13 protein-coding genes are annotated in these 16,657 nt (G+C 64.5%); 5 read left to right on the top strand and 8 right to left on the bottom strand.

The window, feature by feature from the left end; translation table 11 throughout:
- Positions 1-116: 116 nt before the first annotated feature.
- The 3 genes from frc (ACNH6H_RS01725) to oxc form a co-directional block, all read right to left on the bottom strand.
- The gene (gene frc, locus ACNH6H_RS01725) at positions 117-1,364 is read right to left on the bottom strand and encodes a formyl-CoA transferase (RefSeq protein WP_418315096.1); all 1,248 of its coding nucleotides are present in this window, start codon (positions 1,362-1,364) and stop codon (positions 117-119) included.
- 185 nt (positions 1,365-1,549) lie between these two features.
- Positions 1,550-2,821, bottom strand: a complete 1,272-nt coding sequence (gene frc / locus ACNH6H_RS01730; protein ID WP_418315098.1) for a formyl-CoA transferase — start codon at positions 2,819-2,821, stop codon at positions 1,550-1,552.
- A 23-nt stretch (positions 2,822-2,844) separates the two neighbouring features.
- Positions 2,845-4,566, bottom strand: coding sequence for an oxalyl-CoA decarboxylase (oxc, locus tag ACNH6H_RS01735; protein WP_418315099.1), 1,722 nt, complete (start codon positions 4,564-4,566; stop codon positions 2,845-2,847).
- Between the two features lie 234 nt (positions 4,567-4,800).
- Between oxc and ACNH6H_RS01740 the strand changes: the two genes are divergently transcribed.
- Positions 4,801-5,409 carry a Crp/Fnr family transcriptional regulator gene (locus ACNH6H_RS01740; protein ID WP_418321184.1) on the top strand — a complete coding sequence of 203 codons (609 nt, stop codon included), beginning with the start codon at positions 4,801-4,803 and terminating at the stop codon, positions 5,407-5,409.
- Positions 5,410-5,497: 88 nt separating this feature from the next.
- Here the strand turns inward: ACNH6H_RS01740 and ACNH6H_RS01745 are convergent, their stop codons facing one another.
- From ACNH6H_RS01745 to ACNH6H_RS01765, 5 genes are all read right to left on the bottom strand, one after another.
- Positions 5,498-6,238: a TerC family protein gene (locus tag ACNH6H_RS01745; RefSeq protein ID WP_418315101.1), complete on the bottom strand. Its 741-nt coding sequence runs from the start codon at positions 6,236-6,238 to the stop codon at positions 5,498-5,500.
- A 134-nt stretch (positions 6,239-6,372) separates the two neighbouring features.
- Positions 6,373-7,206 carry a cytidylate kinase family protein gene (locus ACNH6H_RS01750; protein WP_418315103.1) on the bottom strand — a complete coding sequence of 278 codons (834 nt, stop codon included), beginning with the start codon at positions 7,204-7,206 and terminating at the stop codon, positions 6,373-6,375.
- Positions 7,207-7,229: 23 nt separating this feature from the next.
- The gene (locus tag ACNH6H_RS01755) at positions 7,230-8,759 is read right to left on the bottom strand and encodes a tripartite tricarboxylate transporter permease (RefSeq protein ID WP_418315104.1); all 1,530 of its coding nucleotides are present in this window, start codon (positions 8,757-8,759) and stop codon (positions 7,230-7,232) included.
- 62 nt (positions 8,760-8,821) lie between these two features.
- Positions 8,822-9,337 (bottom strand): tripartite tricarboxylate transporter TctB family protein, encoded by a 516-nt coding sequence (locus ACNH6H_RS01760; RefSeq protein WP_418315105.1) that lies wholly within the window; start codon positions 9,335-9,337, stop codon positions 8,822-8,824.
- Between the two features lie 210 nt (positions 9,338-9,547).
- Positions 9,548-10,480 carry a Bug family tripartite tricarboxylate transporter substrate binding protein gene (locus tag ACNH6H_RS01765; RefSeq protein WP_418321186.1) on the bottom strand — a complete coding sequence of 311 codons (933 nt, stop codon included), beginning with the start codon at positions 10,478-10,480 and terminating at the stop codon, positions 9,548-9,550.
- A gap of 673 nt (positions 10,481-11,153) precedes the next feature.
- Here ACNH6H_RS01765 and ACNH6H_RS01770 point away from each other — a divergent pair.
- From ACNH6H_RS01770 to ACNH6H_RS01785, 4 genes are all read left to right on the top strand, one after another.
- Positions 11,154-13,502 (top strand): NADP-dependent malic enzyme, encoded by a 2,349-nt coding sequence (locus ACNH6H_RS01770; RefSeq protein ID WP_418315106.1) that lies wholly within the window; start codon positions 11,154-11,156, stop codon positions 13,500-13,502.
- A gap of 90 nt (positions 13,503-13,592) precedes the next feature.
- Entirely contained in the window at positions 13,593-14,690 is a 1,098-nt protein-coding gene (locus ACNH6H_RS01775; protein WP_418315108.1) for a saccharopine dehydrogenase NADP-binding domain-containing protein, read from the top strand.
- A 31-nt stretch (positions 14,691-14,721) separates the two neighbouring features.
- Positions 14,722-16,248, top strand: a complete 1,527-nt coding sequence (locus ACNH6H_RS01780) for an aldehyde dehydrogenase family protein (protein WP_418315110.1) — start codon at positions 14,722-14,724, stop codon at positions 16,246-16,248.
- Positions 16,249-16,356: 108 nt separating this feature from the next.
- Positions 16,357-16,635 carry an acylphosphatase gene (locus ACNH6H_RS01785; protein WP_418315111.1) on the top strand — a complete coding sequence of 93 codons (279 nt, stop codon included), beginning with the start codon at positions 16,357-16,359 and terminating at the stop codon, positions 16,633-16,635.
- The last annotated feature ends 22 nt before the right edge of the window (positions 16,636-16,657 follow it).

Here is a 16,657-nt window from a genome sequence, read left to right on the forward strand (position 1 = left end):
GAGCCGAACGATAAATAACAGTTAAAGTAGTTTGCGAAAACCATTTGTCTGGAGTTATGGTTCGCAGGGACCACCGCGCGTCGGAACGGGCCAGCACACGGCCAGCCCGTTTCGCTTCAGATGACCCGCTCAGCGCGCAGTTCGGCGATCTGCGACTGGCTGTAGCCGAGTTGCTCGAGCACCTCTTCGGTATGTTCACCGAGCAGCGGCGAGCGCTTCACGACGGTCGGGCTGTCCGACAGCTTGATCGGATTGCCAACCGTCAGGTATTTGCCGCGCACCGGATGATCGACCTCGACGACGGTGCCGCTGGCACGCAGTTCCGGATCGTGCGCGATCTCCTTCATCGACAGGATCGGGCCGCAGGGAATGTCGTACTGGTTCAGGATCTCCATCGCCTCGATCTTGTCCTTCGTCATCGTCCATTCCTCGATGCGGCGGAAGATCGGCTTCAGGTGCAGCAATCGGGCCGCCGGGGTCGCGAAGGCCTCGTCGGTGATCCAGCCTTCCTCGCCGATCACCTTGCACACCGCCGGCCAGACGGCGGCCTGGGTGATGAAATAGATGTAGGCATTCGGATCGGTCTCCCAGCCCTTGCAGCGAAGAATCGATCCCGGCTGGCCGCCGCCCGATGCGTTGCCGGCGCGCGGCACCGCATCGCCGAACTTGCCGTCGGGATACTGCGGGTATTCGTGCATCGTGCCAGTGCGCTCAAGGCGCTGCTGGTCGCGCAGCTTGACGCGGCACAGGTTCAGCACCGCATCCTGCATCGGCGCCAACACCTTCTGGCCGCGCCCGCTGTTCTGCCGCTGCAGCAGCGCGGCGAGGATGCCGAGCGCCAGGTGCAGGCCGGTGCCGCTGTCGCCGATCTGCGCGCCGCTGACCATTGGCGGGCCGTCATCGAAGCCGGTCGTCGATGCGGCGCCACCGGCGCACTGAGCGACGTTTTCGTAGACCTTGCAATCCTCGTATTTGCCGGGTCCGAAACCCTTCACCGACGCGACCACCATCTTCGGATTGAGCTCATGGATGCGCTCCCAGCTGAAGCCCATTCGGTCGAGCGCGCCCGGCGCGAAATTCTCGACCAGCACATCGCAGCGCTTGATCAGATCCTCGAGCACCTTCTTGCCTTTCGGCTTCTTGGTGTCGATCGTCACCGAGCGCTTGTTGTGGTTGAGCATCGTGAAATACAGGCTGTCGGCATCGGGAATGTCGCGCAACTGGGTGCGCGTCGCATCGCCCTCGCCTGCGCGCTCGACCTTGATCACGTCGGCACCAAACCACGCCAGCAACTGCGTGCAGGTCGGGCCCGATTGCACGTGGGTGAAGTCGAGGATTCGGTAGCCTTCCAGCGCCTTGCTCATTGTTTCCTCCGGGGTTCCATGTGTGATTGCGGCAAATGCTACGGCCCGCTGCGGGCTTGGAACATTGACCGCGGGCAATCAATCTTCAAAGCCAGCATAAAAACTGTTGATTGTTCTCCAAACGAAAACGGCGCCCCGCAGGGCGCCGTCGTGCTGGCCGCCGCAGGCGGCGGCCATCGCGCGCGTCAGACTGCCTTCGCGGCGTGGATTTCCTTGATCTGCGACTCGGTATAGCCGAGTTCGCTCAGCACCTGGTCGGTATGCTCGCCGAGCAGCGGCGATGCGGTGACTTCCGGCTTCAGATCGGAGAACTTGATCGGGCTGCCGATCGTCCAGTAGCTGCCGCGAACCGGGTGCGCGACCTCGACGATCGAGCCGCTCTTGCGCAGCGACTCGTCGCGCAGCAGTTCGTGCATCGACAGCACCGGGGCGCAAGGAATGTCGTGCTTGCGGAAGATGTCGACCGCCTCGAACTTGGTCTTGTCCTTGATGAAGTCCTCGATCGTCGCGAAGATCTGCTCGATGTGCGGCTGGCGCGCCTTCGCGGTCGTGTAGGCCGGGTCGGTTTTCCATTCCGGCTTGCCGAGTGCATCGCAGATCGGCTCCCAGGCATGACCCTGCACCGTGAAATAGATGTACGCGTTCGGGTCGGTCTCCCAGCCCTTGCACTTCAGGATCCAGCCCGGCTGGCCGCCGCCGCCGGCATTGCCGCCACGCGGCGTGACCTTGCTCTCGAAGGCCGCCATCTCGTGCGGATACTGCGGGTACTCCTCGAGGTAGCCGACGCGCTCGAGGCGCTGCTGGTCGCGCATCTTGACGCGGCACAGGTTCAGCACCGCGTCCTGCATCGAGCACGCGACCTTCTGGCCCTTGCCGGTTTTCTGCTTGCCGATGTAGGCGGTCAGGATGCCGATCGCCAGGTGCATGCCGGTGTTGCTGTCGCCGAGCGCGGCGGCCGAGATCGTCGGCTCGCTGTTCTCGCCCTTCCACCAGCCGGTGGTCGATGCGGCACCGCCGGCGCACTGCGCGACGTTCTCGTACACCTTCAGGTCCTCGTAGTGGTGGCCTTCCGAGAAGCCCTTCACCGACGCCAGGATCATGCCGGGGTTCAGCTTCTGGATGTACTCCCAGGTGAAGCCCATGCGGTCGAGCGCGCCAGGGCCGAAATTCTCGACCATCACGTCGGATTCCTTGATCAGCTTCTCGAGGATCGCCTTGCCCTCGGGCTTCTTGGTGTCCAGCGTCAACGAGCGCTTGTTGCTGTTGAGCATCGTGAAATACAGCGCGTCGGCATCCGGGATGTCGCGCAGCTGGCTGCGCGTGACGTCGCCGGCTCCCGGGCGCTCGACCTTGATCACGTCAGCGCCGAACCATGCCAGCAGCTGGGTACAGGCCGGACCGGCCTGGACGTGGGTGAAGTCGATGATCTTGATGCCTTCGAGTGGCTTGTTGCTCATGTGTTGCTCCTGTACAGGTTGACTTACTTCTTCTTCGCCGCGCTTTGCGGGTTCAGACTGGTGATCCGGCCGCTTTCGGTGCCGGCTGTTTCATCGATGATCGCGTTGACCAGCGTCGGCTTGCCGCTCTTCACCGCCTCGTTGATCGCCTTCGACAGCTGCTCCGGCGTTTCGGCGCGCACGCCGACGCCGCCGAAGGCCTGCATCATCATCTCGTAACGCGCATCCTTGACGAATACCGTCGGCGCCACGTCCTGGCCGCCACCGGCATTGACGTCGGTGCCGCGGTAGATGCCGTTGTTGTTGAAGACGACGACACAGACCGGCAGGTTGTAGCGGCAGATCGTCTCGACTTCCATGCCGCTGAAGCCGAATGCGCTGTCGCCCTCGATCGCGATCACCGGCTTGCCGGTCTCGACCGCCGCAGCAACCGAGAAGCCCATGCCGATGCCCATGATCCCCCAGGTGCCGACGTCGAGGCGCTTGCGCGGCTCGTACATGTCGACGATGCTGCGCGCGAAATCGAGCGTATTGGCGCCTTCGTTGACGACGATCGCATCCGGGCGCGCCTTGACGATGTCGCGGATCGCGCCGAGCGCGCTGTGGAAATTCATCGGCGACGGATTCTGCGCCAGCGTCGCGGCCATCTTCGACTGGTTCTTGTCGCGCCGGTCGGCGATCGCGCCGGTCCAGTCGGTCGGCGGCTTGGCCCAGCTGCTGCCCATCGCGGCCGACAGTGCCGACACGCACGAGCCGATGTCGCCGACCAGCGGTGCGGCGATCGCGACGTTGCTGTCCGCTTCGGTCGGCGAGATGTCGATCTGGATGAATTGCCGCGTCGCGGCCTTCTCGCCGCCCCAGGTCTTGCCCTTGCCGTGCGACAGCAGCCAGTTCAGCCGCGCGCCGACCAGCAGCACCACGTCAGCTTCGGCGAGCACGAACGAACGAGCCGCCGAGGCCGATTGCGGATGGGTGTCGGGCAGCAGGCCCTTGGCCATCGACATCGGCAGGTAGGGAATGCCGGATTTCTCGACGAAGCTGCGGATCTCCGCATCGACCTGCGCATAGGCGGCGCCCTTGCCGAGGATGATCAGCGGCTTCTTCGCGCCCTTCAGCAGGTCGACGGCGCGCTGCACGGCATCCTGGCCTGGCTGCTGCTTCGGTGCAGCGTCGACGACCTTGATCAGCGAACGCTTGCCGGCCTCGGCCTCCATCGACTGCGAGAACAGCTTGGCCGGCAGGTCGAGGTAGACGCCACCCGGCCGGCCCGACAGCGCCGAGCGGATCGCCCGCGCGATGCCGACGCCGATGTCCTCGGCGTGCAGCACGCGGAACGCGGCCTTGCACAGCGGCTTGGCAATCGCCAGCTGGTCCATTTCCTCGTAGTCGCCCTGCTGCAGATCGACGATCTCGCGCTCGCTCGAGCCGCTGATCAGGATCATCGGGAAGCAGTTCGTCGTCGCATTGGCGAGCGCCGTCAGCCCGTTCAGGAATCCGGGTGCAGACACCGTCAGGCAGATGCCCGGTTTCTGCGTCAGAAAGCCCGCCGCGGCGGCCGCATTGCCCGCGTGCTGCTCGTGACGGAAGGAAATCACCCGCATGCCTTCAGCCTGCGCCTTGCGCGTCAGGTCGGTGATCGGAATGCCGGGGACACCGTAGATCGTATCGATGCCATTCAGCTTCAGGGCGTCGATGACCAGATGAAAGCCATCCGTCAACTCTTGCGATTGTGTGTTGTCATCCATGTGAGATCTCTCTCGGTTTTGCCTTCAAGTGATGCCGCTCGACTGCAGGCGGCCTGCGAGGCGCTCGCGCCCTGCTCCGGATCAACGCCGCTCGAGGCAGCCGAACGGGTCCTGCCTCAGCGGCGCAGCGTCCCCGGTGCGTAACGAGACTATGATTTAGGGTTGTTCCATACGCCGTTGACCCCGGTCAACTTTCAACAATCTAGGATGCGGGAATACACCAAGGACGCTACCGTGATCCCCCTCGGGAATCATCCTGAGACGAATGTCATTCGTCTTCAGTTGCGCAAGCATCAGATGCTGCAAGGCATGTCGGATACCGATCTTGCGGTGCTTGCAAGCGAGTTCCAGATCGTCGACGCCGCCAAGGGCGAATCGCTGCTCGACCAGGGCGTGCGCGAGATGGAGCAATATTTCATTCTCGACGGCATCCTGAAGCGCGTCGTTGCCAATGCCGAAGGCAAGGAGATGATCCTGCGCTTCGCCGCAGCTGGCGACATGGAGACAAGTTACGCCGCCTGGCGGTTGAAGACGCCGACGCCATACAGCATCGTCTGTGTCACGAAGACCCGGGTTGCCAAGGTGCCGATGCCGTTCTGGGTCGATTTCATCGAACGCCGGCCCGCATTCAAGGAAAGTTTCGAGTTCGAGGTGATGCAGCTGATGAGCGAGGTGATGGCGCACACGATCACGCTGCACCTGCTCGATGCGCCCGGCCGTGTGCACCGATTCGAGCGCAAGCACCCGGACCTCGTCGACAGCATTCCGCAGAAGCAGCTGGCGTCGTACCTGAACCTGTCGGCCGAAACCCTGTCGCGGCTGCGCAAGAGCGGGAAGATCTAGAAAATCGCCGGCCCACCGCCCGCGTTGCGCGGGTTCCGGCAATAAAAAAGCCCGGCAGCTGCCGGGCTCCCTGTTTGGCTGGGCCGACTCAGGCGTGCTGGGTTTCGCCAGCCGCCTTCGGCTTGTTGCGGCCCATCCATTTGCCGATCGCCAGCACCAGCAGCGCTCCGGCGACGCCGGCCGCATATTTCATCGTGTCGCTGACGACCAGTTTCGGCAGGTTTGCCATCACTTCCGGATTGACGATCGCCGGGTCGGTGATCGCCATCGTGCCGGCAATCCAGCCGAGCAGCATGCCGCCGAGCGTGATGATCATCGGGAAGCGGTCCATCAGCTTGATCACCAGCTTGCTGCCCCAGACGATGATCGGAATGCTGACCAGCAGACCGAAGATCACCAGCGGCATCTTGTGATCGCCGCCGACGCTTTCGGCCGCACCGGCGATTGCGATCACGTTGTCCACACTCATCACCAGGTCGGCAATGATCACGGTCTTCACCGCAGTGAACAGCTTGTCGCTGCCCTGGATATTGCCGTGGCCGTCTTCATCCTCCGGCACCAGCAGCTTGACGCCGATCCACACCAGCAGCAAGCCGCCGACGATCTTCAGGAACGGGATCGCCAGCAGCGTCAGCGCGAAGAAGATCAGGATCACGCGCAGGATGATCGCGCCCGCGGTGCCCCAGATGATGCCCTGGGTGCGCTGCTTCGGTGGCAGCTGCCGGCAGGCCAGCGCGATCACCACGGCATTGTCGCCCCCGAGCAGGATGTCGATCATGATGATCTGACCGACCGCGATCCAGAACTCTGGCGTCATGAACTCCTGCATTTCGACCTTCTCTTGAAAATGTCGGGCGCGCCGACCTGTAGATGGTGGAGAACCCAGGGCAGCGCATCACGCACCCGACCTGGATCCGATTGGAACGCGGCGCCTCGTGCAGACAAGCGCCGTGGCGCGAGTGCTCAGGTTTTCGAATGCGTGAAACGCCGGAACTTGCTCATCAGCCGGAGCTGATTATCCACTTTCGAGACGCCGGCGACGCCGGCCGCAACCTCGGCGGTCAACTTGCTCTGGGCGTCGTCGAGGACAATGCCGCTGAGCACCACCTTGCCCTGGTCGGCGGTGATCGTCACGCGCACTTCCTCGGTGCGATCGTCGGCGCGCAGCGCCGAGCGGATCTGCGCCTCCAGCGTCAGGTTGGCGATCTGCTGGCGGGACTCCGCCGTCTCGGCAAATTCCGGCCGGCTTGCCAGTTCGCGGATCACCTGCACGCAGGCATCGACCGACAGCCGGTCGGTGTTGAGCACGATATCGTAGAGCAGCGGGTCGCCCCAGCTGACGCCGAACAGCTCGTGCATGCGCGCGGCATGCGCGCTGTCGCTGCGCTCGATCTCCTCGCGCGCCGCATCGCGGTCGTCGGTGTCGAGATGCTTCATCAGCCACTCGACCCGCTGTTCGAACGGGCGCGTGATGCGCACCGTCACGACATGACTGATCGGCCGCAACAGGCAGGTCGAGCCCCAGCCGCGGAGCACGACATTGCCGCGCTCCGCCACCTCGAGCACCTCCTCGGCAGTGAAGATCGCCATCGCGTCGCGGTCGGCACGCATCCGCTCGATCGTGCCGGCCTTGCCTTCGCGCAGCCGGCTGACCAGGCTCTTCGGCACGTGCATCCGGCTCGCGACGTTGTCGATCACCTCATGGCGCGCGATGTCGAGCTTCATCTCTTCGGCCAGCTTGACGGCAACGTCCTTCGCCAGCGAACCCATTTCCTGGGTGAATGCAATCACGGGCATCGCGTTTCTCCTTTTTCGTCTGCTTATTCGACCGGCTGCTCTTCAGGGAAGTCCTGTGCCTTCGGCGGCTTGGCCAGCGCAATCACTTTCGCGATCAGCGGCCAGAACAGCATCACCAGGGCGAGCGTGGTGATCGAGCCGACCAGCCAGTTCGACCACATGATGCCGAGGTTGCCTTGCGAAGCGAGCATCGACTGGCGGAACGCGTTTTCAGCCTTGTCGCCGAGCACCAGGGCCAGGACCAGCGGCGCCAGCGGATAGTCGAGCTTCTTGAACACATAACCGATGATGCCGAAGGCAAGCATCAGCCAGACGTCCATCAGCGCATTGGCGACGGTGTAGGCACCGATCGCGCAGATCACGATGATCACCGGCGCGATGATCGAGAACGGAATCCGCAGGATCGATGCGAACAGCGGCACCGTCGACAACACGACGATCAGGCCGACGACGTTGCCGAGGTACATGCTGGCGATCAGGCCCCAGACGAAGTCCTTCTGCTCGACGAACAGCAGCGGGCCGGGTTGCAGGCCCCAGATCAGCAGACCACCGAGCAGCACCGCAGCGGTCGGCGAACCCGGGATGCCGAGTGCGAGCATCGGCAGCAGCGCGCTGGTACCGGCGGCGTGGGCCGCGGTTTCCGGTGCGACCACGCCTTCGATCTCGCCGGTGCCGAACTTGTCACCGGTGCGCGACATCTTCTTCGCCAGGCCGTAGCTCATGAACGATGCCGGCGTAGCGCCACCCGGGGTGATGCCCATCCAGATACCGACCATCGAGCTGCGCAGCGACGTGACCCAGAACTGCGGCAGCATCTTCCAGGTTTCCCAGACGACCTTTGGATTGATCTTCGCAGTCTTGCCGGAGAACTTCAGGCCCTCTTCCATCGACAGCAGGATTTCGCCGATGCCGAACAGGCCGATCACCGCAATCAGGAAGTCGAAACCGCGCATCAGCTCGTGGAAGCCGAAGGTCAGCCGCAGCTGGCCGGTCACCGTGTCCATGCCGACCGATGCCAGCGCAAAACCGAGCGCCATCGAGGTCAGGATCTTGAACGGCGAACCCTTGCCCATGCCGACGAAGCTGCAGAAGGTCAGCAGGTAGACCGCGAAGAACTCGGGTGAACCGAATTCGAGCGCGAAGCTCGCAACCAGCGGCGCGAGGAAGGTGATCATCAGCACCGCGACGAAGGCGCCGACGAACGACGACGTGAACGCCGCCGTCAACGCCTGCCCGGCCTTGCCGCGCTGCGCCATCGGGTAGCCGTCGAAGGTCGTTGCGACCGACCATGGCTCACCCGGTATGTTGAACAGGATCGAGGTGATTGCGCCGCCGAACAGCGCGCCCCAGTACAGGCACGACAACATCACGATCGCCGAAGTCGGCGACATCGAGAACGTCAGCGGCAACAGGATCGCGACGCCGTTGGCGCCGCCGAGGCCCGGCAGCACGCCGATCAACACGCCGAGGATGATGCCGACGAACATCAATCCGATATTTGCGGGCGTCGAAACGACCGCAAATCCCTCCATCAATGAACCAAGTGCTTCCATTTGTCCAGCTCCAGAGTATTCAAAAGGCTCGCCTGCCGGCGTCCACGTAGATGGTTGACAGATCAGTAGCCAAGGAAGCCCAAGGGATCCAGATTGCCCTTGTAGAGCGGGACCTTGAACCAGACTTCGAACAACACGAAGAAGAACGCGGCAACCGCCACTCCGAGGAACAGGCTTTTGGCCTTCGAGTACTTGCCGAGGATGACCATGAACAGCGTGATGTAGACCGCCGACGCGATATAGATGCCGAGGAAGGTGATCGCCAGCACGAAGACGCCGGCCGGCAGCAGCACCGACAGCACGCGGCCGAGCTGCTCACGATCGACGAATGCGCCGGTGTCCTTCGATTTGCTGAGCACCGCCTGGTAGAAGATGCCGAGCGCCGAGACACACAGGATCAGACCGATGTAGAACGGGAAATAGCCCGAACCCGGGCCGTCATCGGTCCAGGACGAGCCCAGCCGGTTTGCCTCGAACATCACGACGATGCCGATGAGCAGGAGGATGGCGGCGACGATCGCATCCATCGTGTTGTTGTTGACGACGGTCGGAGATGCCGATGCTTGGTGGTCTGACATGTTTCGTTCCAGGGTTGGCGAGGGTGCCGGTGCGGCGGAATCGCTGCCTCTCTGGGTCGGCAGCAGACAGCCCGGCCGGCGGTAAGCACTACCCGCCTGCTGGCTGTCGGTTGATCTGAAAGCAGGCGGACCGCAGCGCATCCGCCCCCGTTGCGGCAGGTCCGCCGCAACCACTGCAGCGGGGCACGCCTGCGCGCACCCCGCAGCGGCTTATTTCGCGATGAAGCCCGCTTCGGTCATCAGCTGCTTGTGCGTCGCCTCGGCAGTGGTCAGCCACTTGACGAACTCCGGACCGTTCATCGCGGTGGTGTTGAAGGCGCCCTTCTCCATGAAGTCCTTCCAGTCCGGCGTCTCGCGGACCTTCTTCATCAGGTCGTTGTAGTAAGCCACCTGGTCGGGCGTCACGCCCGGAGCCATGAAGATGCCGCGCAGCATCACGTAATCGGTCGGCACGCCGGACTCCTTGCAGGTCGGGATGTCTGCCCACGACATCGTCTCGGTGACCTTCTCCTTGTACGGCATGCGCTGGTCGTCGAACACGCACAGCGGACGCAGCTTGCCGGCACGCCACTGCGACACCGCCTCGACCGGGTTGTTGACGGTCGAATTGATGTGGCCACCAACCAACTGCACCGCGACGTCACCACCCCCCTTGAACGGGATGTAGATGAACTTGGTGCCGGTCGCTTTCTCGATGCCGACGGTGATGATCTGGTCTTCCTGCTTCGAGCCGGTGCCGCCCATCTTCATCTTGCTCGGGCCGGCGGCCTTGGTCGCGTCGATGTAGTCCTTCGCGGTCTTGTACGGGCTGTCGGCGTTGACCCACAACACGAACTGGTCGAGCGCCATCATCGTGACCGGCGTCATGTCCTTCCAGCCGAACGGGATGCCGGTAGCCATCGGCGTCGTGAACAGGTTCGACAGCGTGATGATGATCTTGTGCGGGTTGCCCTTCGACTCCTTGACCTCCATGAAGCCTTCCGCACCGGCGCCGCCCGACTTGTTGACGACGATCATCGACTCCTTCATCAGCTTGTGCTTGACGATGATGCCCTGGATCAGCCGGGCCATCTGGTCGGCACCGCCGCCGGTACCCGCCGGCACGACGAACTCGACCGGCTTGGTCGGCTCCCAGGCCGCCATCACCGGCGCGGCAAAACCGATTCCAGCCAATGCGGCGGTCGTCAGTGCGGCGCGGACGATCTTCGAACCTGAGGTAAGGGTGGGCTTCTTGAACATGTTGTCTCCTGGTGGTGGTCAACTGCGAGTTCTTGACTTCGGCGGCCGAATCTGACGCTACATCAGTACATCCGTATATTCGGGGCGTCTTTCAAATTAGAAGACGAATTGCCGTCGATTTGTCGGACAACCGCCTCCGGTCATTCCCTAGGTCGATGCACCACACTGGAAGTCTTCAGCGCTTCCTGACAGGGGTGCGGTGCAACTTTCGAGGACCGCATCTTCCGGCTTGGGTCGCTGTTTTTAAATTGACCCGGGTCAACTAATCGGGTAAACCCTCGACGCTGATTTTTCGCGATCGGAGGATGGGCAATCGCGCGCCCGGGACGCCGTGCCGACCGCGATCAACCGCTCGAGCGCACAACACCAGGGTCCGCGATGCAAGCGGGCGAAAGCGGCCCGGAACCCGGCCGCCCACCGGTGTTTCGGGGCTCGAGCGATTCCTGGATGAAAATGCGGTGCCCGGGCCGGCAGATCCGGCCGCCCGAGCGCATCGTCGTTGCCCGCTGGTTCGCGCGGATCGTTTCTGTCTGGCCGGCCCCTTCCCGCATGCGAGAAATTGTTGAAAGTCCCTGCCATGTCCCAATCGCCCGATAAAGCCTCGAACGCACCGTCCGTCGAAGACAAGCGCGCCGAACTGCGCCGCGCCGCACTCGCCTACCACGAGTTTCCGACGCCGGGCAAGATCGCGATCAGCGCGACCAAGCAGGTCGTCAACCAGCATGACCTGGCGCTCGCCTATTCGCCTGGTGTGGCGGCGCCCTGCGAGGAAATCGTTGCCGATCCCAACAATGCATTCAAGTACACGGCTCGCGGCAACCTGGTCGCGGTGATCACCAACGGCACCGCGGTGCTCGGCCTCGGCGACATCGGCCCGCTGGCGTCGAAGCCGGTGATGGAAGGCAAGGGTGTGCTGTTCAAGAAATTTGCCGGTGTCGATGTGTTCGACATCGAGATCGACGAGAAGGATCCGGCCAGGCTGGTCGACGTGATCGCCGCGCTCGAGCCGACCTTCGGCGCGATCAACCTCGAGGACATCAAGGCCCCGGACTGCTTCTATGTCGAGCGCGAACTGCGCAAGCGGATGAAGATTCCGGTCTTCCACGACGACCAGCACGGCACCGCGATCACCGTTGCTGCGGCGATGCTGAACGGCCTGAAGGTCGCGAACAAGGACATCCGCGAAGTCAAGCTGGTGGCCTCCGGCGCCGGTGCGGCGGCGCTGGCCTGCCTGAACCTGATGCTGAAGATCGGGCTGAAGCGCGAAAACGTCTTCGTCACCGATCTGGCCGGCGTCGTCTACGAAGGCCGCACCCAGCTGATGGACGACGACAAGCGCCAGTTCATGCAGAAGACCGATGCGCGCACGCTCGCCGAGGTGATCGAAGGCGCCGACGTCTTTCTCGGCCTGTCGGCCGGTGGCGTGCTGAAGGCGGACATGGTGCGCTCGATGGCCGCGCGGCCGGTGATCTTTGCGCTGGCCAATCCGAATCCGGAAATTTCGCCGGAAGAGGCGCATGCGGTGCGGGGTGACGTGATCATGGCGACTGGCCGCACCGACTATCCGAACCAGGTCAACAACGTCCTGTGTTTCCCGTACATCTTCCGCGGCGCGCTCGACTGCGGCGCGACGACGATCACCGACGAGATGGAGATTGCCGCGGTGCACGCGATCGCCGACCTGGCGCAGGCCGAGCAGAGCGAACGCGTCGCCGCAGCCTACGTCGGTGAAAAGCTCAGCTTCGGTCCCGAATACCTGATTCCGAAGCCCTTCGATCCGCGATTGATGATGATGATCGCGCCGGCCGTGGCGAAGGCGGCTGCCGAAAGCGGCGTCGCGCTGCGCCCGATCGCCGACCTCGACGCCTACCGCGACAAGCTGCAGCAGTTCGTCTATGCGTCGGGGACGATGATGAAGCCGATCATCGACGCCGCCCGCCGTGCGCAGAAGAAGCGGGTCGCATTTGCAGAAGGCGAGGAAGAGCGCGTGCTGCGTGCGGTGCAGATCATCGTCGACGAAGGCATCGCCCGGCCGACGCTGATCGGCCGCCCGGCGATCATCGCGCAGCGGATCGAGAAATTCGGCTTGCGCCTGCAGGAAGAACTTGACTACGACATCGTCAATGTCGAGCAGGACCACCGCTACCGCGAGTTCTGGCAGACCTACCACCGCCTGACCGAGCGCAAGGGCCATACGGTGCAGACCGCGAAGATCGAGATGCGGCGCCGGCTGACGCTGATCGGCTCGATGCTGCTGCACACCGGCGGCGTCGACGGCCTGATCTGCGGCACCTGGGGCACGACCAAGCAGCACCTGCACTACATCGACCAGGTGATCGGCCTGCGCGCGCCGAATGGCAGCGATCGGCTGCCCGACGTCCAGGTCTATGCCTGCATGAACGGCCTGCTGCTGCCCGGGCGCCAGGTCTTCCTCGTCGACACCCACGTCAACTACGACCCGACGCCGGCCGAACTGGCGAAGATCACGATGATGGCGGCCGAGGAGATGGTCCGCTTCGGCCTGACGCCGAAGGTCGCGCTGCTGTCGCATTCGAATTTCGGCACCAGCGACCAGCCGAGCGCGTTGAAGATGCGCCAGACGCTCGAACTGCTGCGCCAACATGCGCCGGAACTCGAGGTCGACGGCGAGATGCACGGCGATGTCGCGCTCGACGGCAAGCAGCGCAGCCAACTGATGCCGAATACGACGCTGGCCGGCGATGCCAACCTGCTGGTCTTCCCGAGCCTGGACGCGGCAAACATCGCCTACAACCTGCTGAAGACCGCTGCCGGCGGCAACATCGCGATCGGCCCGGTGCTGCTCGGTGCGGCGCAGCCGGTGCACATCCTGACCGCCAGCGCAACCGTCCGGCGGCTCGTCAACATGACCGCGCTGACGGTGGCCGACGCCAACGCCGAACGTTGAGGCGCGCCGCGCCGGGCGGTCGCAAGACCTCCGGCGCCGTCGACAGTCGCGATATCCTGCGGTTGCATTGCAATCACCAGGAGCGTTTTGATGAAGATCGCGTTGCTTGGCGCCGGCCACATCGGCCAGACGATTGCGTGCTTGCTGGCCGGCAGCGGTGATTACCGCGTCACGGTGATCGACCGCAACCCGGCCGCGCTCGAACGCCTGGCCGGCGACGGCATCGCGGTGCGCACCGTCGACACGAGCGACGGCGATGCACTGCTGGCCGAACTGCGCGGCGGCCACGAGACCGTTGTCAACGCGCTGCCCTACCATCTCGCGGTGGCGACCGCGACGATTGCGCGCGAGGCCGGTTGCCACTATTTCGACCTGACCGAAGACGTCGCGGCGACCCGCGCGATCCGCCAGCTCGCCGACGGCGCGAATACCGTGCTGATGCCGCAGTGCGGCCTCGCGCCGGGTTTCATCGGCATCGTCGCGCATCACCTGACGAAAGGCTTCGAGACGCTGCACGACGTGAAGATGCGCGTCGGCGCGCTGCCGGCCTTCCCGACCAATGCGTTGAAATACAACCTGACCTGGAGCGTCGACGGGCTGATCAACGAATACTGCCATCCGTGCGAGGCGATCCGCGACGGCGAGCGCATCGAGGTGCTGCCGCTCGAAGGACTCGAACATTTTTCTCTCGACGGCACCGAATACGAGGCCTTCAATACCAGCGGTGGCCTCGGCACGCTGTGCGACACGCTGGCCGGCCGGGTGCGCACGCTCGACTACAAGAGCGTGCGTTATCCGGGCCACCAGGCCTTGATGAAGATGCTGCTCGAGGATCTGCAATTGAAGGACGACCAGCAGACGATCAAGGACATCCTGCGCAAGAGCGTGCCGGGCACGATGCAGGATGTCGTGCTCGTCTTCGTCACCGTCAGCGGCTTGCGCAGCGGCTATCTGCTGCAAGAGGTATTCGCCCGCAAGATCTTTGCCGATCGCAGCGAAACCGCCCCCTTGTCGGCGATCCAGATCACCACCGCGGCCGGCATCTGCGCCGCGGTCGACCTGTTCCGCGAAGGCGTGCTGCCGCAACGTGGCTTCGTCCGCCAGGAACAGATCGAACTGCCGGTTTTTCTTGCCAACCGTTTCGGCAGCGCCTACCAGCAGTCGCGCCATGTAGAGTCGATCAGCTGACCGCGCCGCTGCGCCATCCATCGATACCGCCATGACCATCAGACCCACCGACGCCGCCTCCCTGCTCTCGACCCTCGGCGTGGCCGAATCGCTTTACAACGGCGGCTCGCTGGCTGCCCGTTCGCCGATCGACGGCCGCCAAGGCGCGGCTGTGCACGAGGCCGACGCCGGCCAGGTCGATGCGGCCGTCGGCCGCGCGCATGCAGCGTTCACGGCGTGGCGAGATGTGCCGGCACCGCGCCGTGGCGAGCTGGTGCGGCTGTTCGGCGACGAACTGCGCCGCCACAAGTCGACGCTGGCAGCGCTGGTGACGCTGGAGGCCGGCAAGGTGACCAGCGAAGGCGCCGGCGAAGTGCAGGAGATGATCGACATCTGCGACTTCGCGGTCGGCCTGTCGCGCCAGTTGCACGGGCTGACGATCGCCAGCGAACGGCCCGGCCACCGGATGATGGAACAGTGGCACCCGCTCGGCGTCGTCGGCGTCATCAGCGCCTTCAATTTTCCGGTCGCGGTCTGGAGCTGGAACGCGACGCTGGCACTCGTCTGCGGCAATTCGCTGGTCTGGAAGCCGAGCGAAAAGACGCCGCTGACGGCGCTCGCGACCCAGGCCTTGTTCGACGCCGCGGTGACGCGATTCCGCGCCGAAGGCGGCGAGGCGCCGGATGCATTGAGCCAGGTGCTGATCGGCCGCGCCGCGGTCGGTGAGGCGCTGGTCGACGACCCGCGCGTCGCGCTGCTGTCGGCCACCGGCTCGACCCGGATGGGCCGTGCGGTCGGTCCGCGCGTCGCGGCACGTTTCGGCCGCTGCCTGCTCGAGCTCGGTGGCAACAACGCGATCATCGTCGCGCCGAGTGCCGACCTCGACCTGGCGGTGCGCGGCATCGCCTTTGGCGCCTGGGGCACTGCCGGTCAACGCTGCACGACGACGCGCCGCGTGATCGCCCACACCAGCATCCACGATGAACTGGCCGCCCGCCTCGAGCGCGCGCGCGCCAGCCTGCGGGTCGGCGACCCGCGCGATTCCGGCGTGCTGGTCGGTCCGCTGATCGACGAGGCGGCATTCAACGGCATGCAGGCTGCGTTGGCGCAGGCCCGCGAGCAAGGCGGCAAGGTCGCCGGCGGCGAGCGGGTCGAAGTCCCTGGTGCTGCCGACGCCTGCTATGCCGCGCCGGCACTGGTGCAGATGCCGCAACAGACGCCGATCGTCTGCGAGGAAACCTTCGCACCGATCCTCTACACGATGCGCTACGACCAGCTCGCCGATGCGATCGCGATGCACAACGCGGTGCCGCAAGGCCTGTCGTCGGCGATCTTCACGAATGACCTGCGCGAGGCCGAGGCCTTCCTCGCCGCCGGCGGCAGCGACTGCGGCATCGCCAACGTCAATATCGGCACCTCCGGCGCCGAGATCGGCGGCGCCTTCGGCGGCGAAAAACAGACCGGCGGCGGCCGCGAATCCGGCAGCGACGCCTGGCGCAACTACATGCGCCGCGCGACCAATACGATCAACTACTCGGGTGCCTTGCCGCTGGCGCAGGGGGTGAAGTTCGATATCTGAGTGGCAAGCGGGGCCGAGGCCAGCCTGCATGAAGTCGCAACGACGACCGCACGGGACTACCGGCCGACACCCGACCCGGGCATCCCGATGCCGCCAACCTTCTGACCGATGAGCACCACCACATCGAGGCTCGAGATCCGCGGCAGCGTGCAAGGTGTCGGCTACCGCTGGTCGATGGTCGAGCAGGCGCGGCGGCTCGGTGTGTCGGGCTGGGTGCGCAATCGGCGCGACGGTTCGGTCGAGGCCGTCGTGCAGGGCAGCGCCGAAGCGGTCGATGGCATCATCGCGTGGGCGCGCCGCGGTCCGCCGGCGGCTGTTGTCTCCTCGGTCGAGGTCTTTCCGGCCGACGGCGAGTTCGACGGCTTCGATCAGCGGCCGTCTGCCTAAGCGCAATCCGCGCGCTGTCCCC

Source organism: Pseudideonella sakaiensis (assembly GCF_048320135.1).
GTDB lineage: Bacteria > Pseudomonadota > Gammaproteobacteria > Burkholderiales > Burkholderiaceae_C > Ideonella_A > Ideonella_A sakaiensis_A.